22 protein-coding genes are annotated in these 26,720 nt (G+C 34.1%); 9 read left to right on the forward strand and 13 right to left on the reverse strand.

Features of this window, described 5'->3' with window-relative positions:
- Positions 1-9 precede the first annotated feature (9 nt).
- A complete protein-coding gene (recG, locus tag M666_RS15340) occupies positions 10-2,115 on the reverse strand; it encodes an ATP-dependent DNA helicase RecG (RefSeq protein WP_029446554.1) in 2,106 nt (701 codons plus the stop codon).
- 80 nt (positions 2,116-2,195) lie between these two features.
- Here recG and M666_RS15345 point away from each other — a divergent pair, with 80 nt between their 5' ends.
- Genes M666_RS15345 through M666_RS15355 form a run of 3 tightly spaced genes read left to right on the forward strand, consistent with a single transcriptional unit; the run spans position 2,196 to position 6,105 of the window.
- Positions 2,196-4,286, forward strand: coding sequence for a M1 family metallopeptidase (locus M666_RS15345; protein ID WP_029446555.1), 2,091 nt, complete (start codon positions 2,196-2,198; stop codon positions 4,284-4,286).
- A 1-nt stretch (position 4,287) separates the two neighbouring features.
- Positions 4,288-5,202: a patatin-like phospholipase family protein gene (locus M666_RS15350; protein ID WP_029446556.1), complete on the forward strand. Its 915-nt coding sequence runs from the start codon at positions 4,288-4,290 to the stop codon at positions 5,200-5,202.
- Between the two features lie 15 nt (positions 5,203-5,217).
- Positions 5,218-6,105, forward strand: coding sequence for a patatin-like phospholipase family protein (locus M666_RS15355; RefSeq protein ID WP_024480894.1), 888 nt, complete (start codon positions 5,218-5,220; stop codon positions 6,103-6,105).
- Between the two features lie 8 nt (positions 6,106-6,113).
- On the opposite strand, the gene M666_RS15360 is transcribed toward M666_RS15355, so the two are convergent.
- The 6 genes from M666_RS15360 to M666_RS15385 all read right to left on the reverse strand — a co-directional run bounded on the left by M666_RS15360 (position 6,114) and on the right by M666_RS15385 (position 11,418).
- On the reverse strand, positions 6,114-6,629 hold the full coding sequence (locus M666_RS15360) for a DUF7935 family protein (RefSeq protein ID WP_024480895.1): 516 nt from the start codon (positions 6,627-6,629) through the stop codon (positions 6,114-6,116).
- A 70-nt stretch (positions 6,630-6,699) separates the two neighbouring features.
- Positions 6,700-7,026, reverse strand: a complete 327-nt coding sequence (locus M666_RS15365) for a hypothetical protein (RefSeq protein WP_024480896.1) — start codon at positions 7,024-7,026, stop codon at positions 6,700-6,702.
- Positions 7,027-7,127: 101 nt separating this feature from the next.
- On the reverse strand, positions 7,128-7,895 hold the full coding sequence (locus tag M666_RS15370) for a hypothetical protein (protein ID WP_029446557.1): 768 nt from the start codon (positions 7,893-7,895) through the stop codon (positions 7,128-7,130).
- Between the two features lie 38 nt (positions 7,896-7,933).
- Entirely contained in the window at positions 7,934-9,490 is a 1,557-nt protein-coding gene (locus tag M666_RS15375; RefSeq protein ID WP_029446558.1) for an FMN-binding glutamate synthase family protein, read from the reverse strand.
- 107 nt (positions 9,491-9,597) lie between these two features.
- Complete coding sequence (locus M666_RS15380; protein ID WP_029446559.1) at positions 9,598-10,875, reverse strand: amidohydrolase; 1,278 nt, start codon at positions 10,873-10,875, stop codon at positions 9,598-9,600.
- 3 nt (positions 10,876-10,878) lie between these two features.
- Positions 10,879-11,418, reverse strand: a complete 540-nt coding sequence (locus tag M666_RS15385) for a DsrE family protein (RefSeq protein ID WP_029446560.1) — start codon at positions 11,416-11,418, stop codon at positions 10,879-10,881.
- Positions 11,419-11,590: 172 nt separating this feature from the next.
- Here M666_RS15385 and M666_RS15390 point away from each other — a divergent pair, with 172 nt between their 5' ends.
- The 5 genes from M666_RS15390 (at position 11,591) to M666_RS15410 (ending at position 17,188) form a co-directional block, all read left to right on the forward strand.
- Positions 11,591-13,921 carry an ATP-dependent helicase gene (locus tag M666_RS15390; RefSeq protein WP_029446561.1) on the forward strand — a complete coding sequence of 777 codons (2,331 nt, stop codon included), beginning with the start codon at positions 11,591-11,593 and terminating at the stop codon, positions 13,919-13,921.
- 17 nt (positions 13,922-13,938) lie between these two features.
- Complete coding sequence (locus tag M666_RS15395) at positions 13,939-14,229, forward strand: putative quinol monooxygenase (RefSeq protein WP_029446562.1); 291 nt, start codon at positions 13,939-13,941, stop codon at positions 14,227-14,229.
- Positions 14,229-14,615, forward strand: a complete 387-nt coding sequence (gene gloA2 / locus M666_RS15400) for an SMU1112c/YaeR family gloxylase I-like metalloprotein (protein ID WP_024480903.1) — start codon at positions 14,229-14,231, stop codon at positions 14,613-14,615. The genes M666_RS15395 and gloA2 overlap by 1 nt, the downstream gene beginning before the upstream one ends.
- A 114-nt stretch (positions 14,616-14,729) precedes the next feature.
- Positions 14,730-16,427, forward strand: a complete 1,698-nt coding sequence (locus tag M666_RS15405; protein WP_029446563.1) for an alkaline phosphatase D family protein — start codon at positions 14,730-14,732, stop codon at positions 16,425-16,427.
- A gap of 140 nt (positions 16,428-16,567) precedes the next feature.
- Complete coding sequence (locus tag M666_RS15410; RefSeq protein ID WP_029446564.1) at positions 16,568-17,188, forward strand: L-threonylcarbamoyladenylate synthase; 621 nt, start codon at positions 16,568-16,570, stop codon at positions 17,186-17,188.
- Positions 17,189-17,260: 72 nt separating this feature from the next.
- On the opposite strand, the gene M666_RS15415 is transcribed toward M666_RS15410, so the two are convergent.
- From M666_RS15415 to M666_RS15425, 3 genes are all read right to left on the reverse strand, one after another.
- Complete coding sequence (locus M666_RS15415) at positions 17,261-18,112, reverse strand: OmpA/MotB family protein (protein WP_024480906.1); 852 nt, start codon at positions 18,110-18,112, stop codon at positions 17,261-17,263.
- Positions 18,113-18,189: 77 nt separating this feature from the next.
- A complete protein-coding gene (locus tag M666_RS15420) occupies positions 18,190-19,194 on the reverse strand; it encodes a glycosyltransferase family 2 protein (RefSeq protein WP_029446565.1) in 1,005 nt (334 codons plus the stop codon).
- Between the two features lie 99 nt (positions 19,195-19,293).
- On the reverse strand, positions 19,294-19,740 hold the full coding sequence (locus M666_RS15425; RefSeq protein WP_024480908.1) for a type I restriction enzyme HsdR N-terminal domain-containing protein: 447 nt from the start codon (positions 19,738-19,740) through the stop codon (positions 19,294-19,296).
- Between the two features lie 26 nt (positions 19,741-19,766).
- Here M666_RS15425 and holA point away from each other — a divergent pair, with 26 nt between their 5' ends.
- Positions 19,767-20,765 carry a DNA polymerase III subunit delta gene (holA, locus tag M666_RS15430; protein ID WP_029446566.1) on the forward strand — a complete coding sequence of 333 codons (999 nt, stop codon included), beginning with the start codon at positions 19,767-19,769 and terminating at the stop codon, positions 20,763-20,765.
- Here the strand turns inward: holA and M666_RS15435 are convergent, their stop codons facing one another.
- The 3 genes from M666_RS15435 to M666_RS15445 form a co-directional block, all read right to left on the reverse strand.
- Positions 20,766-21,143 (reverse strand): DoxX family protein, encoded by a 378-nt coding sequence (locus M666_RS15435; RefSeq protein ID WP_029446567.1) that lies wholly within the window; start codon positions 21,141-21,143, stop codon positions 20,766-20,768.
- A gap of 163 nt (positions 21,144-21,306) precedes the next feature.
- A complete protein-coding gene (locus tag M666_RS15440; protein ID WP_029446568.1) occupies positions 21,307-23,718 on the reverse strand; it encodes an alpha-ketoacid dehydrogenase subunit alpha/beta in 2,412 nt (803 codons plus the stop codon).
- Between the two features lie 160 nt (positions 23,719-23,878).
- Positions 23,879-26,719: a gluzincin family metallopeptidase gene (locus M666_RS15445; protein WP_029446569.1), complete on the reverse strand. Its 2,841-nt coding sequence runs from the start codon at positions 26,717-26,719 to the stop codon at positions 23,879-23,881.
- Position 26,720: the final 1 nt, after the last annotated feature.

Below are 26,720 nucleotides of genomic sequence, written 5' to 3' on the forward strand. Positions count from 1 at the left end.
AATTTTGAACTAACTAATATACTTCCAAATATTCTTGTGCGTAATTAATTGTGCGTAAGTATAGTTGATTACAGCATTCTCATCTTTGGCGAGGGTCGGATCGTCTTTTAAGAGTTGTAATGCATAGTAACGGGCTGTTTTTAGAATATCATTGTCTCTGACTATATCTGCAATCTTTAGATTTAGCATACCACTTTGCTGGGTTCCCATTAAATCTCCAGGACCACGGAGCTTTAAATCGACCTCTGCGATTTCAAAACCATCATTGGTACGTACCATCGTTTCCAACCTCGTTTTTGCTTCGGTAGATAGCTTAAAACTGGTCATCAGAATACAAAAACTTTGGTCTGCCCCACGGCCAACACGCCCGCGCAATTGGTGCAATTGCGATAATCCAAAGCGTTCCGCACTTTCTATAATCATTACAGAAGCATTGGGAACGTTAACGCCCACTTCTATAACTGTTGTCGCCACCATTATTTGCGTTTCGCCCTTTACAAAACGCTGCATTTCATATTCTTTATCCACAGGTTTCATTTGCCCATGCACAATGGAAATTTGATATTCAGGTTGTGGAAAATCTCTTGCAATACTTTCATAGCCATCCATTAAATCCTTATAATCCAAAGCTTCTGACTCTTGAATTAAAGGATAAACTACATAAATCTGTCTTCCTTTTTTTATTTCATCTCGGATAAACTGAAACACTTTTAATCGGTTAGAATCATACCGATGCACCGTTTTTATAGGTTTCCTTCCTGGAGGTAATTCATCAATCACAGAAATATCTAAATCGCCATACAAACTCATCGCCAAGGTTCTAGGTATTGGGGTGGCTGTCATTACTAAAACATGTGGTGGTATCGTATTCTTATGCCATAATTTAGAACGCTGCGCAACACCAAAACGATGCTGTTCATCCACAATCGCTAGGCCTAAGTTCTTATACTGCACTTTATCCTCCAATAGGGCATGGGTGCCTATTAAAATTTGAAGTTCCCCACTTTCTAACTGCTCGTGTATGACTTTCCTAGAAGATTTTTTCACGGAACCTGTTAATAGTGAAACCGTAATGCCTACACCTTCTAATAGCTCTTGAATGCCTACATAATGCTGATTCGCTAAAATCTCTGTAGGAGCCATCAAGCAGGCTTGAAATCCATTGTCAATTGCTAATAACATCGCCATTAAAGCAACAATTGTTTTACCAGAACCAACATCACCTTGCAATAAGCGATTCATTTGGGCATTGCTCCCAAGATCTGATCTAATTTCTTTTAGTACCCGTTTCTGAGCATTGGTAAGATCAAATGGCAAATGATTACTGTAAAAATCATTAAAAATAGTACCAACTTTGTCAAAAGGAAAGCCTTTAATACGCTTTTTATGCAACATATTCTTAGCAATAAGCTGCAGTTGAATATAAAAAAGCTCTTCAAATTTTAATCGGAATTGTGCTTTAGCTAAAAGTTCTTGATTCTTAGGGAAGTGAATATTAAACATCGCTTCACTCTTAGAAATTAAATGAAGTTCTTCTATAATTTTAGGAGACAGTGCTTCTGTAAACTTCCCATTCAGTTCTACAAAAATCTGCTGAATTAACTTACTTAATACTCTATTGGTAATTCCTTTATTACTCAGTTTCTCTGTAGACGGATATACGGGTTGCATGTATATCTTTAAACCCTTTTCATGATCCGCAAGTAATTCCATTTCAGGGTGCGGCATAGAAAAAGTACCATTGTAAAAATTAGTTTTTCCAAAAATTACATAAGGTACATTCAGCTTTAAATTCTCACGAATCCATTTCTGTCCTCTGAACCATACTAATTCCATCTTACCTGTATCATCTAAAAAAGTAGCTACGAGGCGATTCCCTTTTTTTTGCGCTACAGATTTAATATGGGTAATTTTACCAACTACCTGAACCTCAGAAGAGTTTTGTTGTAACAGATTAATCTTATAATACTGTGTTTTATCTATATACCGATGGGGAAACAGATTAATTAGATCTTGGTATGTTTGAATGCCAAGCTCTGACTGCAACGTATTTGCCCTATTTGGACCAACACCTTTTAAATAAGCAATGGGAGTTTGTAAAAAATTTGCATTCATTGGACTAAAATAGTAGATAGAAACAAAGGAACAAAAACCAAATTGCTTATTTTGGTATTCATTTTGAATTTTATTAAAATATGCGTCATTTATTTATAAGTTTTTGTCTTTTCCTTTCAATTACGCTATCAGCTCAAGAACAGAAATCGGTAGATTTTATTTCTGGAGACCTTTCCATAACCGTTGTTCCTGAGCAGAAGCAGGTAAATGGGACCGTAACCTACACTTTTGATATCTTGAAACCGGTGGATAGTATTTTTTTAGATGCTAAAAACTTCACATTTACCACCGTACGACTTAATAATAAAAAAGTAAAATATAGTGTTGATGACAAGCACATCATCATTAGAAAAAAATTTAAAAAGGGCGGAGCTCAGCAGTTACAACTATCTTATGAAGTCCAACCTACACAAACGGTATATTTTATTGGTTGGGAAGATGATGCCAATAAGAACAAGCAAATTTGGACACAAGGGCAAGGTAAATATACAAGTCATTGGCTTCCTAGCTTTGATGATATGAATGAAAAAGTAGTATTTGATACAGAAATAACATTTGATTCTACGTATCAGGTAATTGCCAATGGTAATTTAGTACACTCTAAAAAAAATGCTAACAATACGACCACTTGGTCCTATGATATGGTGCAACCTATGAGTAGTTATCTTTTAGCTTTTTCCATAGCTAATTATGATAAGAAAGTGGTAACCAGCGCGGATGCTGTACCATTAGAACTATATTATTACCCTAAAGATCAACAGAAAGTAGAGCCTACTTATCGATATACAAAAGAAATTTTTGATTTTTTAGTTTCCGAAATTGGCGTTCCTTATCCTTGGCAAAATTACAAACAAATACCAGTAAAAGATTTCCTTTATGCAGGAATGGAAAATACAACAACTACTATTTTTTCTGATGCCTACATGATAGATTCTATTACTTTTATAGATCGTAATTACGTCAATATAAACGCACACGAATTAGCGCACCAATGGTTTGGAAACCTTGTAACAGAAACTGACGGTCAGCATCATTGGCTACAAGAAGGCTTTGCGACCTATTACGCACTTTTAGCAGAAAAAGAACTATTTGGCGCCGAGTATTATTTTTGGAAACTATTTGATACTGCAGAAACCTTAAAGCAACAGTCTAAAGAAGGAAAAGGAGAGTCATTAAAAGATCCAAAAGCAAGCAGTCTTACTTTTTATGAAAAAGGAGCATGGGCTCTAGCCTTGTTAAAAGAAGAAGTAGGAACCGAATCATTTAAAAAGGGAATACAGAACTACCTAGAAAAATATAAATTTAAGAATGTAAAAATAAATGATTTTCTTGTTGAGATAGAGCAAGCGAATGGGCAATCATTAAGTAATTTTAATGAAATCTGGTTGGAAAACACGGAATTTCCAGTGGCTGTGGTGTATGACTATTTAAAAAATAATTCATCTAGTATTTCCGATTTTATAAGTCTACAGGAATCAATAAATAAGGTTGCTGATAAAAAAGCTCAGTTAGTTTTGATTGAAAATGCCTATGATGAATCTGATTCTATAGAATTTAAGAAGCGATTGATATTTACATATGCTGAACTGTTCTCCATAGACTTTATGAGGAAGATTATAGCGTCAAATGATTTGATGTTACGGCAAGCATTAAGTTTAAAAACCATTCAAATCCCCACAGAATTGCAAACAGATTTTGAATCGCTATTAGAAGACCAAAGCTATAGTACTATTGAAAACAGTTTATACCGGCTCTTTTTAAACTTTCCTGAGAAAAGAAACACGTATTTAGACCAAACAAAAGATATCATTGGTTTCTCTGATAAAAATGTGCGTCTATTATGGCTAACACTAGCCTTGGTTACTGAAGATTATAACAGTTTAAAAACCAAAGACTATTTTGATGAATTAGGGAGTTATACCAATCCTAAATATGATCCTAAAACACGTGAAACAGCTTTTCAATATTTGTTTCAAACTTTTGGATTAACAGATACCAACTTAGAAGATTTAGCGAAGGCTAGTATGCACCATAGTTGGCAGTTTAAGAAATTTGCCAGAGCATTATTTGATGAGTTGTTAAAAGATGAAGCCTATAAAGATAGAATTATTGCGTTATTGCCTAAACTAAATGAAAAAGAAAAACTGTATCTTACTAGTAAACTAGAGTAGTATGAGAGCATTAGTAATTTCTGGAGGTGGGAGCAAAGGGGCCTTTGCTGGTGGGGTTGCCCAATATCTTATTGAAGAAGCGCAACAACATTACGATTTATTCATAGGCACCTCTACCGGAAGTCTTTTGATATCACATTTAGGCTTACATAAAATAGACAAAATCAAAGAAATTTATACCTCCGTACATCAGAAAGATATTTTTAGCAACTGCCCCTTTTCTACTCGAAAAAAACATGGAGTAGAAACTATTGGTATACATCATTTTAATGTACTTAAAAATTTCTATAGCGGAAGTAAAACTTTTGGAGAGAGTCACAATCTATTGCAACTTATAAAAAACACCATTACCCTAGAAGAGTTCAATATCCTGAAAAACGGTCCAAAAGATATTGTAGTAACCGTATCTAATTTATCACTTAATCAAGTGGAGTATAAATCTATTAATGATTTTTCATATGATGAATTTTGTGAATGGGTATGGATTTCTTGTAATTACACACCTTTTATGAGCTTGGTAAAAAAGGATGGTTGTGAATATGCTGATGGTGGTTTAGGAACCATGGTTCCTATCGAAGAAGCTATAAAAAGAGGTGCAACTACTGTAGATGCTATTATTTTACAAACCGAAGTGACACATTTAAATCGAATGCCATCAAAAAATGTGTTCTCCTTATTGACCAATATGTTTGCTTTTATGTTGGATCGTATCGAACATCAAAATATTAGAATCGGAAAGTATGTGGCTAAGCATAATAATGCAATCATTAACTTTTATTATACTCCTACTGTTTTAACTACAAATTCACTTATTTTTGACAAAACTAAAATGGCAGCTTGGTGGAAAAGCGGATTTAATTACGCGAAATTTAAAAGTTCTGAGAGTAGCCAATTAGAACCAGAAATAACCAACTAACTAAAATATTGAAATTTGAAAGCATTAGTAATAAGTGGCGGTGGGAGTAAAGGGGCTTTTGCTGGAGGTGTCGCACAATACTTAATGGAGATAGAAAAAAAGGAGTATGACTTATTCCTTGGTACTTCTACAGGTAGTCTTTTAATACCACAATTATCGCTTAATAATGTAGGCAAACTATATGATATTTATACCAATGTTAATCAACTTTCTATATTTAGTTTAAATCCTTTTATAGTTAAGAAAAAAGATGGTCGTGAATTCGTAACCATTAATTATTTTACTACATTTTTACAGTTTTTAAAACGGAAAAGAACTTTTGGTGAAAGTGGGGCATTGCGCAGAACCATTAAAAAGAATTTCTCTCCAGAAGAATTTACTAAAATAAAAACCTCAAACAAAAAAGTAATTGTTACCGTTTCTAATTTATCTAAGAACAGAGTAGAGTACAAGGAGCTTAGCGAATTTACTTACGAAGAGTTTTGTGATTGGATTTGGATTTCTTGTAATTATATTCCATTTATGTCTTTAGTAAAACGTAATGGATATGAGTATGGCGATGGAGGTTTGGGTTGTGTTGTGCCTATCCGAGAGGCCATACGTAGAGGGGCTACGGAGGTAGATGCTATTATTTTAGAATCTGAAAATTTGAATCAGAACAAAGTATTAGGTAAAAATCCTTTTTCCTTAATGCTAAGCATTTATGGCTTTGTATTGGATCAAATAGAATACCACGATGTTTCTGAAGGGGTGCTTGCAGCCAAACACAACGGAGTTAAGTTAAACTTATATTATACCCCAACAAGGCTTACTGAGAACTCTTTAGTATTTAATAAAAAGCTTATGCGAGAATGGTGGCTCCAAGGGTTTAGTTACGCCGAGGAAAAATTTAAAGGTAAATAGACAATCGCTTACCAAAGATTGCTAATTTCTTTTTTTACGAAAGATAACGCTGTGGCAGAAGGAGAGGCCTTATCCATGGTATCACTTAATACGTCTTCTCTAAATTTATCTGCATTTTCTGCACTTAATGCAGCTTTTCTAATTGATTGTATCGTTGCACTTTTTGCCGCTTTAATAATATTCCAACAATCATCTGTTAGGTATATTTGCTGCGATAAATTATGATCAAATTCTGTTTCAATCGTACGTATCAAAAGTGATTCATAATCGTTCTTACTCGTAGATACGGGAGCTACTCTAACCACTAAGCTAGGAATAGCAATACGCTCTAAAAATAGTGCCATACGCTCGTACGCTTGCAATCTAATAGGTAATGTGTGTTTTTGAGTATCTTTCTGTAACAAATACCTTCTACGGCCTTCTTCATTTTTTGTGTGCATTTTAAAAAAATAAAAGGCAACAACACCTGTAACTACTGCTGGTAATAAATAAGCGAAAGCCTGTAGAATCTGTTCTCCGTTCATGATACTTGTGGTTTTATTTGGTTATTGAATGTAAAACGAAGTATTTTTTAAAAAAGTATGAAACCTAAAATTATCTCGCTAAAAGTTTAGGAGATACTTTATAAGTTGCAGCGTATGTCATACCTGTTTCACCGTTTTTAAAGTTTGAAAATGCCTTCTTAAACCATTTTGGATCTGTTGCTTTTTTGTTATGAGTATCATGACTAGAAACTCCAAAAGAGGCTCCATTCAAAAAAGCTTCGATGGTATAAATTCCGATTCCAAAATATTCGCATTTTTGAAGCACTGTCGCAAATTCTGCTTCTGAAAATTGGTGGATGTTATCTGCCTCAAAATTCTCATTTACATTTTTTAAATCGACAAATACATTCTTCTCTAAAAATTCTTGTTGTTCCATAATTGTAAATACTATTTATGTATTTCGCGCGAAAGTAGCTAAAAATATATACTGGATGATAAGGAATTAGTATTATTAATTCCCTGTACCAAAATCAGACTTTATTTATTCTCTTTAACTAGTTCTCTAACTTGAAAATAAAACGCATCAAATTTTGGAGAAATACGGATGTTTAAGCCTTCTGTAAAACCACCATCTTTTGTAACTGCCATTAAGCGGGCATTACTAATAGTGAACTGCTTTTGAAATTTATTTGCTAATAGGGTAGCTTGATTTAAAGCAACATCAAACTCTCCTGTATTAGAAACACCTTCTATAGTTACTAATGCATCTGAATATTTATTCAAAACCGTAGCAATCTTCGATAATTGTGCATCTGCAGCAGTATCCTTAGCTGCAATACCGTTTCTTATTGCTTCATTTAAAGAGATAACCACTGCACCATTTGTTACATTAATGGCACTATTTTCTCCTAAAGTTTTCTTTAAATCGGTTAAAATGGCAAGGGCAATAGAATCATGACTACTAAACTTATCATTTATAAATTTAAGCTTAGCCTCTTTTTCCTGTAGGCTTTCTAAAGTCTTACCAATATTCTCAGATTTTTCAATAGAGGCTTTCGTAAAATTATTAATGTTTTGCATTAATTGGCCATTGGTTTCTAATAACTCATCGGCCTGCGCTTTGTAAGATTCTGCTTCTGTTTTACTAACAGTTTCACGTTTCTTAGACACTACGTATAGGTTATTAATAGAATCTCTAGATGCTTTTAAATTCTGAATTTCAAGTAATAAATCAGACTTTTTTTGTGCGTGTAGGTTTGTTAAGCCTAAAGTTAAAACGAGTAGGAATAAAGAATACTTTATCATTTTTAAAACGATTTTTAAATTAAATATTAATTGTTGTATTATTTGGTAACGCTTTTTCCACCTAAGTGAATGCAATCATACAATTCTTGCACTCCATTAAACGGAACAGGATTTTTTTGATATTTATAGGTAGATCTTAAATCTCTATTCAAATCGGTATCATCTACATTCACTTGAATATCTTCCATATGAAATTGACATGGATGCTCATAACCAGCGGCATGCGTAATTTCTAAAAATTCTTTTCTAAAAGATTTGAAATACTGTGCTAAACGTTCCGATTTTAAAGTAACATCAATTCCGTTTTGCAACCATTTACTTTGGGTAGCAATACCCGTCGGACAGCGGTTGGTATGACATACTTGTGCTTGAATGCAACCAATACTCATCATGGCTTCACGAGCAACATTGATACAATCTGCACCCATAGCAAAAGCCATTGCTGCTTTGGCAGGGAAACCTAATTTTCCACTTCCTATAAATACAATTCTATCTGTAAGCTCTCTATTTAAAAATACTTTATACACACTAGAAAACCCATATACCCAAGGTAAAGACACATGATCCGCAAAACTTGGGGGAGCGGCACCTGTACCACCTTCACCACCATCTACGGTTATAAAATCAGGACCTTTTCCTGTTTTTAACATTAAATCTGCCAATTGTTCCCATTGGTCTATTTTTCCTATAGCTCCTTTGATGCCCACCGGTAAGCCAGTTGCTTCCGCTATTTTTTCAATTAATTGCAATAATTCAGGAACAGATTTAAAGGCCTTGTGCGTTGCAGGCGATAATACATCTTTACCTACTTCTACGCCTCTAATCTCCGCTAATTCTGGAGTTATTTTTGCGCCCGGTAATACACCCCCTTTTCCAGGTTTAGCCCCTTGAGATAGTTTTATTTCAATGGCTTTAATACAAGGATTATTCTCAACTAAAGCTTTAAGTTTCTCAATAGATAAACTTCCCTCATCACTACGTACTCCAAAATATCCAGTTCCAAAGTGAAAAATAACATCACCACCTTGCTTATGGTACGGAGAAAGTCCGCCTTCTCCAGTATTATGGTAAGCATCCGCTTTTTGAACACCTATATTCATCGCTTCTACTGCTGCTGCGGAAAGCGATCCAAAACTCATTGCAGATACATTTATAACAGAAGCCGGTCTATATGGTTTTGCACGTTTGTTGTAGGCACCAATAACTTTAGCACAAGGAACAAAACTTTTATCCTCTGTATTAGGATGATTTTCGGGTACCTCATAGGCCATCATTTGGTTTTTTACAAAAATATGATGGTGTGCATAAATATCACGATCCGTCCCAAAACCTTCATAGTTGTTCTCTTTTTTTGCAGAGGCATAAATCCAACCACGTTCTATACGATTAAAAGGAAGTTCTTCTCTATTGTTTGCTACAAAATATTGACGCATTTCTGGTCCAATACTCTCCAACCAATACCTAAAATGACCTACAATTGGAAAATTGTGTGAGATAGTATGCGCTCTTTGAAAAAAAACATCGCGAATAGCAACAACAAAAACCACTAGCAATAGCCAAGCATACCATGGAATACTTGTAAAAAAGTCAATCATGTAAAGAAAGTTTCAATTAAAATTTAAACTACAACAAACCTATAAAAAAAAACGAGTTCAAAATTAATTTTTATTAAAATTGAACTCGAAATAAATAATAATCTTTTTTATTTTTTATTCAAATAATCTAAACTCATTGCTGTTAAGGTTTTTACCCCTAGAAGCATACCACTATCATCAATTTTAAAATCTGGCGTATGATGCGGAAAAGCCTCGGTATTCCCTGGAGTCATTCCTCCTAAAAAGAAATAAAATCCGGGTACTTTTTCTTGGAAAAAACTAAAATCTTCTCCTCCGGTTGTTGCTTTAATTAACACTACATTTTCTACCCCTGCAGTTTTTTGTAAGGTAGGTAACATCGCTTCTGTTAATTTTTCATCGTTGTAGGTAATTGCTGTATTATTTTGAAATTCTATGGTAGCAGATCCTCCATATGTTTTTGCCAATCCTTCTGTCATCTCAGTCATACGTCTAATAATTAATGCCTTCATATCCGGATCTAGCGTACGTACGGTTCCTATCATTTCAGCGCTTTCAGGAATAATATTAAAACGAACTCCAGCTGTGATTTTCCCAACAGTAATTACTGCCGGTTCTATCAGCAAATTAGATTCTCTACTAATTATAGACTGGTACCCATCTATAATTTTTGCTGCGATATAAATAGGATCTACACCACCCCAAGGCTGAGAACCATGTGTTTGTTTTCCATTGACATTTACAACAAACCGCTCTACTGCAGCCATCGTACCTCCGGGTTTATAACCAATTGTTCCTACAGGAGTACCACTGTTGATATGTAATCCAAAAATAGCATCTACATCCGGATTTTTTAAGGCTCCTTCTTTTATCATTAATGCTGCACCACCTTCTTCTCCTGGTGGCGGACCTTCTTCTGCTGGCTGAAAAATAAATTTAACGGTACCTTTAATCTTATCCTTATTTTTTGATAAAATTTCTGCCACACCCATGAGTATCGCGATATGCGTATCATGACCACAAGCATGCATCACTCCAACTTCTTCTCCTTGAAACTCTCCTACAACTTCCGATTTAAAAGACAAATCATTCCTCTCGGTTACTGGTAAGGCATCAATATCTGCTCGTAATGCAACTACTTTTCCAGGAGTATTCCCTTTTAATACGCCAACAACTCCGGTTTTAGCAACTCCCGTTTGCACCTCAATTCCTAAAGATTTCAAATGTTTAGCTATCTTTTCTGCGGTTTTAAACTCCCTATTTGAAAGCTCCGGATATTGATGAAAGTCTCTTCGCCAATCTATTACTTTCTGTTCTACTGATTTAAAATCTTTCTCTGAAACTGCGTTTTGAGCAAATGCACAAAACCCAAAAAGGAGAAAACCTTTGAGTACAAGTTTATTCATATATTAAAATTTAATTAGTCTATAATCTTCATTCTGCAATAAAACAAGAGCGGTCATAGCTGACAAGGAAAGTTGCACTCCATTGATCATTTCAGTCTCTTTTATCTTTCTTGAATTTGCAGACTGTCCGCATAAAATTAGTTGAACATCTGCTGCCAGCAAAGCATTGATTAATGCTAGATTGGGATTTTTAGTACCGTAACGTTCTTCATAGGCTATGTCTGTCAAGATATCTTTTGTAGCAGAACCGTGAATAACTAGTGCGGCTTTTAATTGTTTTTCAGGGACACCGGCTTGTGCATGCATATTTAAAAAACGAGCACCAGTTTCCAGGTAAGGGTTAATTTTAGAATGTTCTTTAGGACTAGCTCCTACATCAAAAACAGCTTTAAAATCTTGCGTTAAATCTACTTCAAAATCTGGGTTTTCTACACTATAGACTGCTCCGAATTCTTGAATAACTGGCCCGGTAGCTTTTTCTTGTCCAAAACTTAAGTTTACTAGAATAATAGAAAGAATTAAAGAATTTTGTATAGATTTCATGGTAAAATAAATAAAGCGTTGCGTATCCTGAGGATAATACCTCTTTATCTTCAAATATATTCAAAATGATTTTAGCGTTTAAGTTTTTTGTTTATAATTATTAGATGCATCATTTTAGTATGCTAGCAATTATAGTTAAATTCACAGTTCCAAAAAATCAAAGAAAAAGCTGTTGGAAAACTATATAAATCAATTGAATGATGCTCAGCGAGCACCAGTTTTACATAAAGACGGACCGTTAATTGTTATTGCGGGAGCGGGCTCAGGAAAGACAAGGGTATTAACCTACAGAATAGCCTATTTAATGAGTCTAGGAATTGACTCCTTTAATATCCTTGCACTTACATTTACAAATAAAGCTGCCCGTGAGATGAAAGCTAGGATTGCCGCTATTGTGGGGAATTCTGAAGCCAAAAACCTAATGATGGGTACATTCCACTCGGTTTTTGCTAGATTATTACGATATGACGGTGACAAATTAGGATACCCTAGTAACTTCACTATTTATGACACACAAGATTCTCAGCGTTTAATCGCTTCAATTATCAAAGAAATGGGACTTGATAAAGATGTCTATAAATACAAACAAGTCCAAAATAGAATATCATCCTATAAAAATAGCCTTATTACGGTAAGAGCTTATTTTAATGATGCAGAAATGCAAGAGGCCGATGCCATGGCCAAACGGCCAAGAATGGGAGATATTTATCAAAACTATGTAGATCGCTGTTTTAAAGCAGGAGCGATGGATTTTGATGATTTATTACTAAGAACCAATGAGTTATTAAATAAATATCCAGAAGTCCTTGCCAAGTATCAAGATAGGTTTAGATATATATTGGTAGATGAGTATCAAGATACCAACCATTCGCAATATCTAATTATTAAAGCGTTATCCGATAAATTTCAAAATATTTGTGTGGTAGGGGATGATGCACAAAGTATTTACTCTTTCCGTGGTGCAAACATTAGCAATATTCTAAACTTTCAAAAAGATTATGATAATGTTATCATGTACCGACTGGAGCAGAATTATAGATCTACCCGAAATATTGTAAATGCAGCGAATTCTATAATTGAAAAAAATACCAACCAATTAGAGAAAGTGGTTTGGACAGATAATGATGATGGTCCAGCTATAAAAGTACACAGAAGTCCTACGGATGCAGAAGAAGGCAGGTTTGTTGCAGGTTCTATATTTGAAAACCGTATGCAACACCAAATGTCAAATGGTAGTTTTGCTGTACTTTATCGCACTAACTCGCAATCTAGAGCTATAGAAGATGCTTTGCGTAAACGCGATATTCCATACCGTATCTATGGTGGTTTATCTTTTTACCAAAGAAAAGAGATTAAAGATGTATTGTCTTATTTGCGTCTAGTGATTAATCCTAAAGATGAGGAAGCTTTAAAGCGTGTCATTAATTTTCCTGCGAGAGGAATTGGAATGAGCACTTTAGATAAACTTACAGTAGCAGCGAACCACTATGGCAGATCTATTTTTGAAGTAATTGAGAATTTAGATCGAATAAATTTAAAAATTAACGCAGGTACCAAAAGGAAATTAGTAGATTTTACCAACATGATTAAAAGTTTTCAAATCATGAATGAAACTACAGATGCCTTTGCTATTTCTGAACATGTCGCAAAAAAATCGGGGTTACTTTTAGAATTTAAAAAAGATGGTACTCCGGAAGGTATTGCCAAAATGGATAATATTGAAGAGCTTCTAAATGGTATAAAAGATTTTGTGGAAGGACAGAAAGAGGTTGTCGATGCTACAGGTAATATTAGTGAATTCCTAGAAGATGTTGCTTTGGCTACAGATTTAGATAATGACACTGGCGATGATGACAGAGTAGCTTTAATGACCATCCACTTAGCAAAAGGATTAGAGTTTCCGCATGTCTATATTGTAGGGATGGAAGAAGACCTATTCCCGTCAGGTATGAGTATGAGTACCCGAAGTGAATTAGAAGAAGAACGTAGATTGTTTTATGTAGCATTGACTAGAGCAGAAAAACAAGCTTATTTAACCTATACGCAAAATAGGTACCGTTGGGGTAAATTAATAGATGCTGAACCTAGTCGGTTTTTAGAAGAAATTGATGAGAAATTTATTGAAAATCTAACACCGATTGAAAAACCAGCATACCGTTATAAATCAACAATAGATACTGATATTTTTGGTGAAGTTGATAAAAGTAAACTGCGTCAAATAAAACCTAAAAGTGGTATCCCACCAAGCACGGTAAAACCTAATGAAAATCAGCTTAGAAAGCTTAGAAAATTAAAACCAGAATTAGCTCAACCCATTGGAAATACCAATACTGTAGATCCCAATTTAGCAGAAGGAAGTTTAATTAATCATACCCGTTTTGGTCGGGGTACTGTTGTAAAAATAGATGGCATTGGTAATGACCGCAAGGCAGAGATACAGTTTGATACTGCTGGGATTAAAAAATTACTGTTGCGCTTTGCTAAATTAGAAGTGTTAGGTTAATATTATACATTACTATTATGAAAATATATTTGAGTGTCCATATTCAGAGTAAAAAAGAAGCGCAACAAGAAGTAAAAGCTATTTTACAAAATTTGGTTGTACAAACGTTACAAGAGAAAGGTTGTATTCAATATACTTTACACCAAGGTATTGAAGATAAAAACACTTTTGTGTTTTACGAAGTTTGGGAGCATCAAGAAGCTTTAGACAAGCATAATACCATGCCTTATATTAAAGAGTTAGGCGTTTTATTTGAGGATAAACTAGCTTCTGAATCCGTGTTAGTGAAATCAACACTAATAGCCTAATGACATTTAAAGCGCTTCACCATGTCGCTATAATTTGTTCTGATTACAGCAAATCTAAAGCTTTTTATACGCAAATTTTAGGCTTAGAAATACTACAAGAAGTGTACCGTGAAGAAAGGGACTCTTACAAGTTAGACTTAGCCATAAACAAACATTATTGTATTGAATTATTTTCATTTCCTAATGTTCCTGAAAGACCTTCTTACCCAGAGGCTTGCGGGCTGCGTCATCTAGCCTTTGAAGTAGCAGATATAGAGCGCACGGCAATAGAACTTAAAGAAAAGGGAATACAAGTTGAGGCTATAAAAATAGATCCGTATACAGGAAAGAAATTCACCTTCTTTGCAGACCCGGATAATTTGCCATTAGAACTATATGAGCAATAACTTCTTAGTTTTCGGCGTGGAACTTTTTTAAAATTTTTAGATAACAATTCCATAAAGTTTTGCTAACCGTGGCGTCAGATAATAGTATCATTTTTGAATGAAAATTTACTATTTATGTCAACCAAGAACACTACGAGAAGAAATTTTATTCAAAAAACATTATTAGCCTCTGGAGGCATCATCTTAGCTCCTAATTTTATTAGCTGTAAAAAAGACGATGACCTAGTGGCTTCTGAGCTAGATACTAATCTATTAACTATCAAAAACTTCCATGAAGGGGTTGCTAGTTTTGATCCAAGCAGTTCTTCTGTGATTTTATGGACACGCTATGCTACTGCAAATGCCGAGATAGTTTGGGAATTAGCTACAGATGCCTCTTTTACATCTATTTTAAGAAGCGGTAAAATTACTACAGAAGCATCAAGAGATAATACTTTGGCTATTGAAGTAACAGAGTTAGAAGAGCATCTAAAACTGTATTATAGGTTTGCTAGTCCAATAGATTCTGCTATCTCTGTAGTAGGAGAAACCATAACACTCCCAGATGAGGCATCTTCCATTAAACTTGCCGTTTGTTCTTGCTCTAACTACCAAGCAGGATTATTCAATTCGTATAATGCCATGGCAAAATCAGATGCAGATATTATCATACACTTGGGCGATTATTTTTATGAGTATGAAGCCGGCGGTTACGGATCTACAGCTGAGAATGCTTTTTTGAATCGCCAGCATGAACCCGCAGGAGAAATCATCACTTTAGAGGATTATAGAACACGCTACAAACAATATAGATCCGATATAGATTTGCAATTAGCTCATCAAAAAAAGCCTTTTATATGCATTTGGGATGATCATGAAATTGCTAATGATACTTATAAAGATGGTGCAGAGAACCATGATGACGCCACGGAAGGAAGCTTTGAATTAAGAAAACAAAATGCCTTACAATCTTACAGCGAATTTTTACCTTTTTCCCGAGTAAACAAAGAGAATAATAGCCTTATTTATAGAAGTATAAATATTGGCAATCTAGTACATATGATGATGCTTGATACACGGCTTATTGGTAGGGACAAGCAGTTAAATATATCTAATTACTTTACGGCAACAGGCTTAAATACAGAAGCCTTAGAAAGCGATTTAAATGCTACAACGCGAACAATTTTAGGATCTACACAAAAAGAATGGCTATTAAGTGAGTTAGCAGGTAGTAGTAGCAAATGGCAGGTCCTTGGGCAACAGGTTTTAATGGGACAAATGTATATTCCTATTGCTATGCTAACTGCTTTCGGTACAGATAATTTTGGAGAAATATTAACAGAACTGGTTACTATAAAAACGAGAATGGAAAATGACGACCCTACATTATCTGCGGAGGAGAAAGCTAAAGTTCTCAATACAATTCCATACAACTTAGATGCTTGGGATGGTTACCCAGGAGATAGAGAGGAGATTTACCAAGCTTTGAATGGAAAAAAAATAATAACCTTCGCTGGTGACACCCATAACGCATGGAACAACACACTGTATGATCAAAATGGAACGGAAGTAGGCGTAGAGTTAGCCACTTCTAGTGTTAGTTCTCCAGGTTTTGAAACGTACTTGGGTACTACAGATGCCGCATTTATTAGTGGTTTTGAACAAGCATTAACAACATTAATAGATGGGTTAAACTATTTTGATGCTTCAAGAAGAGGTTATATGATGACTACATTTAATCAAACATCAGTAAGCTCTGAATGGATTTATGTAGATACTATTTTGTCATCCTCATACACCGCAAGTGTAGGGCACAGCATTACATATTCCTAGAACAAGTGTCTAAATAAGAGTATAAAAATCCATTAGTAATTGCTAATGGATTTTTTATTTTCAATAGCGTCAGTATTACCACCAGTAGAATTAATAGTACCTGAATAAAAAATAGTACCTTTAATATACATCTTTAAATTATGGCTGAATTTATTAAAATATACCCTGAAAATCCAAATCCGAAGGAAATAAAAAAGGTAATTCAGGTACTAAAAAAGGGAGGACTGGTAATTTACCCTACCGATACGGTATATGGTTTGGGCTGCGATATTACCAATACAAAAGCTTTAGAGAAAATTGCCCGAATTAAGGGTATTAAACTAGACAAAGCTAATTGGTCTTTCATCTGCGCAGATTTAAGTAATTTATCAGATTACGTTCGACAAATAGACACCCCCACTTTTAAAATATTAAAACGAGCTTTACCAGGACCCTATACTTTTATACTGCCTGGCAATAACAACCTTCCTAAAGAATTTAAAAAGAAAAAGACCGTAGGTATTCGTGTACCAGACAATAGTATCGCTAAAGCCATTGTAGAAGCTCTGGGCAATCCAATTGTATCTACATCTATACGAGATGAAGATGAGCTCTTAGAATACACGACAGATCCTGAATTAATCTTTGAGAAATGGCAAAACCTTGTTGATATCGTTATAGATGGTGGCTATGGTGATAATACCGCTTCTACCGTAATTGATTTATCTGATGGTGAGCCTGTAGTAGTAAGAGAAGGCAAAGGACCTATTGATATTTTCTAAACGAAACTATTTAAATTTTGAGCATAAAAAAAGGCGACCAATTGGTCGCCTTTTGTATATGATATCAATTTCTTAGTTATTGATAGCTGGATCTTTCATTCCTTCTTCAATCATTTCATAGAACTGATCGATTTTTGGAAGTACTACAATACGAGTTCTTCTATTTTTAGCTTTATCTGTTGTAGATAAAGGAACATAAGAAGATCTTGCTGCAGCAGTCATACGCTTAGGATCAACATTGTAATCGTTTTGTAAGATACGAACAACAGCAGTTGCACGTTTAGCACTTAAATCCCAGTTGTCTAATAAAATACCTTTTCTGTAAGGAACATCATCAGTATGACCTTCAACTAAAAATTCGAAATCTGGTTTATTGTTGACCACCTTAGCAACTTTACCTAAAACCTCTTTAGCTCTACTAGTTACATTATAACTACCGCTGCTAAATAACAATTTATCAGAAATAGATACGAAAACAACACCTTTTTCAACGCTAATTTCAATGTCTTGATCATCTAAATTACCAAGTACACCTTTTAAACTTTGTACTAAAGATAAGTTTACAGAATCTCTACGAGTTATAGCATCGTTTAATTTTCTGATGGTTAAATCTTTTTCTTGTAAACTTTCTAAAGACTTCTCAAGGTTTTGAGCACCTTTAGATGATAAGGTAGTTAAATTACCCATGTTGTTTATTAAATCCTGATTGTTACTTTTTAAGAATGCATTTTGATCCTCTAAAGTTTTTAACCTTGAAGAAGCAGATGCTTTTTCCTCTAAACAAGTGTTTAATTTAACAGTTGCAGAGTTTAATAAATCCTGAGTTTCTTTACTTTTTGCCTCTAATTCGGCATATTTTTTTTGTGACACACAAGAGGATAATAATAAAGTAACCCCTAAACAGCCTAAAATGATTTTGTTCATAATTATTAATGCTTAAATTAATTTGTTAATTCATAGCAAAATTATACAAAAAGCGATACGTTAACATTTCGCTTTCGTTAATGTTTTACTAAATTCTTAAACTTTCTGTTATGATATACGAAGTGAGACCATACAATGGACTTCACTGTATAATAATTAGGCATATATTTCGTTTTCTCACGCTTTTTAAAAATTTTCGAAAAGTTTACATAAAAGCTTAAATGCGCCTTTAAAATGGCAAAACAATGACTAAATTTTCCTTGAAAAATAAACCGTATTCCAGCTACACCGTCTAATAGCAATCGGAAAAATATAATGGGGAATGCTTTTTTACGCGGTAAATTTTTAGTGATAGAATATAGGGAATTTCTAAAGTTTAAAAATGTTTTTTTCGGATTCATATTACTCAGAGTAGAACCTCCTAAGTGGTATATTTTAGAAGTACCTACATAAAAAATTTTGTACCCATGATTATGTGCCCGCCAGCATAAATCTACTTCTTCTTGGTGTGCAAAATAATCTTCATCAAAACCTTTCAATTCTTTAAAAACGGAACTCTTAATAAATAAACAAGCGCCTGTTGCCCAAAAGATTTCTTTTACATCATCATACTGTCCTTTGTCTTTTTCTAACGCTTGAAAAATTCGGCCTCGACAGAAAGGATATCCTAACTGATCTATAAAACCACCAGCAGCACCAGCATATTCAAAATATTCTTTTCTTTTGTAATCTAAGATTTTAGGTTGAATAATAGCAACTTCAGGATGCTCGTCAAAATGGTTTAAAATGGGTGTAAGCCAATTCTCAGTAACTTCCACATCAGAATTCAGTAAGCAAAAGATATCTGCCTCTACATGTTGTAAAGCATCATTATAACCTTTTGCATAACCTCCATTGCTAGCATTCTCAATGATTTTTACTGCAGAGTAGTTTTTTTTGATAAACGCAATTGAATTGTCTGTGGAAGCATTATCAGCCACATAAATTGCGGCGCCTTTGGAAAAATTTTGAACGGAAGGTAGAAATTGTTCTAATAATTCTTCCCCGTTCCAATTAAGTATAACAACTGCAATTTTCGACATTAACTAAGTACCAAACTAATTTGCTGGATATTTTTTCAATTAAGAACAGCTAGTACAACAAAGTACAATAGTGTTACGATTATTTTTGAAGTTCACAAATTAACGGCTAAATTCAGGAATATCACGCAAAAAAGCATACTTTTCTTTTTGAAAATCCATTTCGCAGTAAAAATGAGACAAGCCATTTGTTACCATTAAATATTCTGCTTGAAGTTGCATGTTATACCTTGCTATTTGATCAAAAACATTTTGCGTGATGTTGATTTCTGGAGCTTTACATTCTACAAGTACTTTTATAGTTCCATCAGAATTGAAAATAACCACATCATATCGTTTTACCATACCATTTACTTTTAATTGTTTTTCAACATTGACAAGACTTAATGGATACTTTTTTTCTGTAATTAGGTAATGTACAATGTGTTGTCTCACCCATTCTTCTGGCTGCAGAACCACAAATTTTTTACGGACAACATCAAAAATATAGACTTTATTTTCGCTATTTTTGAATCGAAAGTCATAAGCAGGAAAATTCAATACTTGCATGGCACAAATTTGATGATTTTTTCTGAATGGATGAAGTAAAAAAGATTGTTAGCGATATAAAAGCACGGAAGATAAAGCCAATTTATTTTCTAATGGGAGAAGAGGCATATTACATCGATAAGCTTTCCGAATATATAGAGAACAATATTCTTGCTGAAGAAGAACGCGGTTTTAATCAAATGACGTTGTATGGAAAAGATGTTACTATAGATGATATCATAAGCAATGCTAAACGTTATCCTATGATGGCGGAGCATCAAGTAATTATTGTAAAAGAAGCACAACATTTATCTAGAACCATAGATAATTTAACTGCCTATGCTGACAATCCACAACCTACGACAGTTTTGGTGATTTGTTACAAATATGCCAAACTAGACAAACGCAAGAAAGTATACAAAGCGGTACAAAAAGCAGGCGTACTTTTTGAAAGTAAAAAATTATATGAGAATCAAGTTTCTGATTGGATCCGAAAAGTATTAGCGGGTAGTGGATACGGTATAACTCCTAAAGCGGCTATTCTTCTTGTAGAATTTCTAGGAACAGATTTAAGCAAGATTAATAATGAGTTGGAAAAACTGAAATTAGTAATTCCAAAAAGCCAAGAAATTACGCCTCAAGCTATTGAAGAGAATATAGGGATTAGTAAAGATTATAATAATTTTGAACTTAAAAAAGCATTAGGAGAACGTAACGTATTAAAAGCTACACGTATTTTAAATTATTTTGCACAAAATCCTAAAGATAATCCGTTTGTCTTAACAGTGACCTTGCTCAATAGTTTTTTCATACAACTCCTACAATATCATGGCCTCAAAGATCATAATCCAAAAACAGTCGCTAGTGCACTAGGGATAAGTCCTTATTTTGTTGGAGAATACCAAACTGCCGCAAAAAACTACCCTATGAAGAAAGTAAGTATGATCATAGCGCACCTGCGTGAGTTGGATGTAAAGGGCAAAGGAGTAGGGGCAAGTTTATCACAAGAAGACCTTCTGAAAGAGCTTCTTGTGAGAATTATGTAATTATTTTCTATCGAAACTATATTTTCCTGGGCCTACGAACATAATAACCACAAAGAACGTAAGATAAAGCAGCGCTAATTCTTTTTTAGCTAAAGGGGCAGATCCATGAGCGATAAAAGCTGCTACCCCCATAGTTATAGCTGCAGGTAATGCGGCCCATCTAGTTTTAAAACCTAAAATTATTAATATAGGGCATACTAATTCTCCTATAACCGCTAGAAATAGTGAAGGAGCTTCACCTATACCAATAGGGTCTTGGAATTTTATATTGCCTGCAATTAATTTTTGAAATTTTAGTATACCATGTGTTATCATCATAACAGAAGGAACTATGCGAAGTAACGCCAGTCCTATTTCATTAAATAGTTTTTTTTGCATCGTAATATTGGGGATAATTTTAATTAAAAGTAACAATAATTTATTACTATATTAAAAATTAACTTCAGTTTTTGACCAAACGTGCTCCTATAGTTTCTATTTGTCAATAATTGTAAATAAAATCAATAAATATGTAAGAAAATTCTATTATTTCACAAATACCTTATCTTAATTTAGAAAATTTCCCAGGGTTAGCTTCGTGCATGATACCATAAATTTTCTCAAATATATCTTCTGCATTTGGCTTAGAAAAATAATCACCATCTGTAGCATAAGCAGGTCTATGTGCTTTTGCTGTTAATGTTTGAGGTGCACTATCTAAATATTTATAGCCATCTTGGTTCTCAACTATTTCTTGAATTAAATAAGCCGAACAACCTCCAGGCATATCTTCATCAACGACAAGTAATCTATTAGTTTTCTTTACACTCTCTACGACGTCTTTGTTTACATCAAAAGGAAGTAAGGTTTGCGCATCAATAACTTCTACATCAATACCCACCTCATTAAGCTCTTGAGCCACTTGCATTACTATTCGTAATGTAGAACCATAAGTGACTACCGTAAGATCCGAACCTTCTTTTACCGTTTCTACAATACCAATTGGAGTGCAAATTTCTCCTAAATTAGTGGGTAATTCTTCTTTTAAGCGATACCCATTTAAACTTTCTATAACAATAGCAGGTTCATCACTTTTCATTAGTGTATTATAGAAACCAGCAGCTTTAACCATATTACGAGGAACTAGAATATACATTCCTCTTAAAAGATTAATAATTCCTCCCATTTGTGAACCTGAGTGCCATATTCCTTCCAAACGGTGCCCACGAGTTCTTATAATTAAAGGCGCTTTTTGTTTCCCTACTGTTCTATAGAGTAGGGTAGCCAAATCATCACTTAAGGTTTGAAGTCCGTATAATAAGTAATCTAAATATTGTATCTCAGCGATAGGTCGTAATCCTCTCATTGCCAAACCAATACCTTGACCTACGATTGTTGCTTCACGAATACCGGTATCTGCGATTCTTAATTCTCCAAATTTTTTCTGAAGACCTTCTAAACCTTGATTTACATCTCCAATAGCTCCTGTGTCTTCTCCGAAAATTAGCGCTTCAGGATTATTTGTAAAGAGCTTATCAAAGTTCTCTTTCAATATGATTCTTCCGTCTACTTTTTCAGCTTCTGGATTGTAAACTGCTTTTACCTCTTTTATACTTAGCGCATTGTTTGGTAGCTCACTATATAAATGAGAACTGAATTTTGGTTGTACCTCTTTGTAATAGCGATCTATAAATGCTATTAATTCATTTTTAGCGTTAGTATCTTCTCCAATTAAATAACGTAATGCTCTTCTTGCTTTTGATGCGATATCTTTTTTGATAGGTTCGTCAATAGCAATTAAATCGTTCTTAATTCGCGTGATGAATACTTTATTTGGACTGCTTCCAGAAACTTTATCCAATAAGGCAAGCAATTCTTCCTTAGCGGCCCTATGTGAGTCCAAGAACTCATTCCAAGCTTCTTTCTTAGCTGTTCTAACGTTTTTGCGGATATCTTTTTCTAATACTTTCAATTCATCGTCTGTAGCAATACCAATTTCAAGAATCCATTCTCTAAAACGTTTGTTACAGTCGTTTTCTCGTTCCCATTCTAAGCGTTCTTCGCTTTTATACCTTTCATGAGAACCTGAAGTTGAATGCCCTTGTGGTTGCGTTAGTTCTTTAACGTGAATTAAAACAGGTACATGTTCTTCTCTTGCAATATCTGCAGCATTCTCATAGGCGTGAATTAAGGCGGTATAATCCCAACCATTTACGATTAATATTTCATACCCTTTAGCATCTTCGGTACGTTGAAAACCTTTCAAAATTTCAGAAATATCTTCTTTTGTAGTTTGATGTCTTGCATGAACGGATATTCCGTAATTATCATCCCAAACACTAATAACCATAGGAACTTGTAATACTCCTGCAGCGTTAATAGTTTCAAAAAAATGTCCCTCACTTGTACTGGCATTTCCAATGGTTCCCCATGCTACTTCATTTCCGTTCTTAGAGAAATTAGTTGTATCTATACCTTCAACGTTTCTATATATTTTAGATGCTTGTGCTAAACCTAAAAGTCTAGGCATTTGGCCTGCAGTAGGTGAAATATCTGCGCTACTATTTGTTTGAGCAGTTAAATCTTTCCAAGTCCCATCTTCATTTAAACTAGGAGTCACAAAGTGCCCACCCATCTGCCTACCAGCAGACATTGGTTCTTTTTTAATATCTGTAGTGGCATATAAGCCATGAAAGAATTGCTTTGCATTTAAATGACCTAAGGCCATCATAAATGTTTGATCTCTGTAATAGCCGCTTCTAAAGTCACCATTTTTAAAAGACCGTGCCATTGCTAGTTGTGGTAATTCCTTACCGTCACCAAAAATTCCGAATTTTGCTTTACCCGTAAGTACTTCTCGTCTTCCTAACAAACTACACTCCCTGCTTAATACAGCGATTTCATAATCATTAAGAATTTGCTCCTTAAAGTCTTCAAAAGAAATGTCGTTATTGTCTTGCAGATTTACTTTCATCGTTAGAATTTCATTTTCGCAAAAATATCAAAACAGATTGAATTTTGCAATCTATAAATCGTTACAAATACTAAAGAATTTTTAAATTTTAGTAAATAATCAATTATCCAATTGTCAAATTCTTAAATAAAAACTTTTAAATTGAGAATTTAATAAAGATTTAGAACCATTTTCTAGTAATAAGTCGCGTAAGTGTTCTAGGACTTAAGGTTACTATAAATCGTATTTTCTGACTATAATCTGGTTGCGCCACTTCCCATCCATTATTGGAATATAGCGGAAAATAGAGCTCAAAATAGTCTGTTACCAAATTCAGGCGCACACCTGAGTCATAAACAAAACGAGCGTTCTCATTCTTGTTTTTCGTTAACCCCAAGTCTCCATAAAGCTCAATCCATCTCCATACACTTATACTTGTGTTGGTGGTTGCTAAAAAATCATTAGCAAAAGGGTTCGCTAATTTAGATTTAAAACCACCTTCCGCAATAACTAGTTGCTGGCTATATAAACCCGAAGCTTCTGACCTCCCTAAATAATTATAATCAAATAAATAATCTGTAGGACGATCTAATGCAAAACTGTAAAAGTCTGTATTGCTTGTGTTGGAGATAAATTTACCCGCAAAAAAACGGGTGTTCAGTTGCATGTTATTCGCAAAGAGTTTTCTATACTCAAAATTAAAAGCTATTTTACTAAAATTACCTGCGTATTGCGCATCTGCAAACCATGAATAATAATCAATTATTCCGTTTTTAAAACTTCCATATCTAGCGTTTAAAACACTATAATCAGGAGTGGTTTCTAGTTCCTCAATGTTTTCATCTAATGACCTATAGATATTTACGTATCTAATGTTTAAAAAATCTCTTTTATTAGATCTGAAATCATCTGGACGCCAACCAAAACTTACAGCTGGTGTTATAGACACATACCTAGAGTTTTCTTGAAAATGATATGTTGAACCACTAAGACTATAATTAGAAAGATAAAATCCTGTTTTATTATGATATTTTCTAAACTTAAAGCCTGCCGAACCTACTAGTGATCTTTCTTTAAAGGCATAGGCCGGAGATATGTCAAACAGAAATGGGCGCTCTAAAAATGTTTTATTATAAATACGCATGGCCGGAGTAATACCATCATAGATATTAAAACGTATTGTGGGCACATAAAAGATTTGATTGTAAAAAGGATCTTCCGTATCCTTAAAAAACTGAAATTTTAATTTTTTATTACTGGATAAGAAACCGCCTAAAGATTTCCAATTATCTCTTTGATTAAATTCTGGTATTTTCTGGTCATAATTAAGAACCAGTTTATCTTCTCCATTCTGTGGAATATAAAATGTTTTGGTACTGTCTATTCCTGTGAACCAATATTTAGATACGATAGAATCTTTTTGCAATCCAAACATTGAAATAGGCACATTGGTACCACTCTTATTTTTCAGGGTAACCCCCAAAGAATCGCCCACTTTTACGACTTTCTTAATTTTAAAATCTATACGATCATTCGTAGTCACATATTCATCTAAGAACCAAGAAATATCTTTATCTACATTGTTGGCTAAAATGCGTTCAAAATCTTGTGAGGATACTGGTCTTAATTTATAATTAGCATAAAAATCCTTAATACTCTCATCTACTTTTTCCTTGCCTACGTAATTGGCAAGAAAAGATAGTCCTGCGCCGGCTTTATAACGGTTCCCAATTTTATGATTGTATTTTATTAGAGAATCGTTGGGTGTAGTTAAAGGTTGATCAATATTTTTTCTTGCAGCATACATATAGAGTAGCGGATATTGCTCCTCAAATTTCATTTTTGCAAGGTTAAAGTTTTTAAAGCCCCAAATCGTAGATAATTTCCCTAATAATTTTTGATCTGGATAGTTTTCCTCTACATAGGATATCATCATGTAATTAATCAGCGCATCCATCACCCAGCGTTCTTTTCTTGGATCTAGAAATAAGGTTTCGTTGAAAAAGTTATTCAATGCTGTTTTGAGATACTTTAATTCAAATTGAAACTGATTATCGTAAGGGCGTACAAATGAAGGCAGCTGATTTAAACCATATAACGGATCTTTGTTGTAATCTATAGTACTTACCACCAATTCTGTATGAGGATAACTCCCTAAGTGCTTATAAATGTATTCAGAAACTTTATCTATAGCGATAGTTCTAGATATTTCATCAAATTTAGAAACATTAATATCGGTAACCACTGTCGCATAATCGGTAATATGCTTGGTGAAGTAGGAGGTAGGAGATAAAATTAAACTACAGCTTTTTCTATAGTCTCCTCTTAAATTAATCTCTTTATAACTATCTTTTTTAATTTCGTTTTCTTTCTCAAAATTAGAAATTACAAATAGATTGTTTGGAAGTGTGAGCATTACATCTGTATTTGTAATACCTGTGTATAAATCTTCTAAATCTTTATTGGAGTACAAATGCCATGAACCGTCATACACTGCTGGTGTTAAGTACCAGTCTCTTAAATAATACTCGCCCTTCGTATTGTACCCAAAAAGGGTAAACTTATTTTGTGGAAGTTTAACCTGATAGGTCAATGAAAATGTAGCATACTCGTCAGGTCCAATGGGCTTGTTTAATTCTAGCTTTAAAATATCGCTTTCTGGAGTATGTTCCCAATTAATTACTGAAAACTTCTCATCTATAATGCTATAGATTTTTGTATAACCCCGTTCCTCATCTTTTGCTAAATGAAAATTCTTTTTAAACTCTTCTTGAAATCGTTTTGCTAGAGGTGTTTTCTTGTTACTATAGGCATTGGCCCAATCGTTAAAATACAAAACTCTAAGAGTATCTGTAGAACTATTATGAAATTTAAACTCTTGTATGATGTTCAGCGTTTTATCCTGATCATTCAATTTTGCAGTAACTTTATTGTAATGTTGACATGAAATTTTACTGCATGCCAAAAAGCACACAGTAAAATTCAACACCGCAATTAAGAAATTAAATTTCCTTATCCGCATA

Source organism: Cellulophaga baltica 18, from assembly GCF_000468615.2.
GTDB lineage: Bacteria > Bacteroidota > Bacteroidia > Flavobacteriales > Flavobacteriaceae > Cellulophaga > Cellulophaga baltica.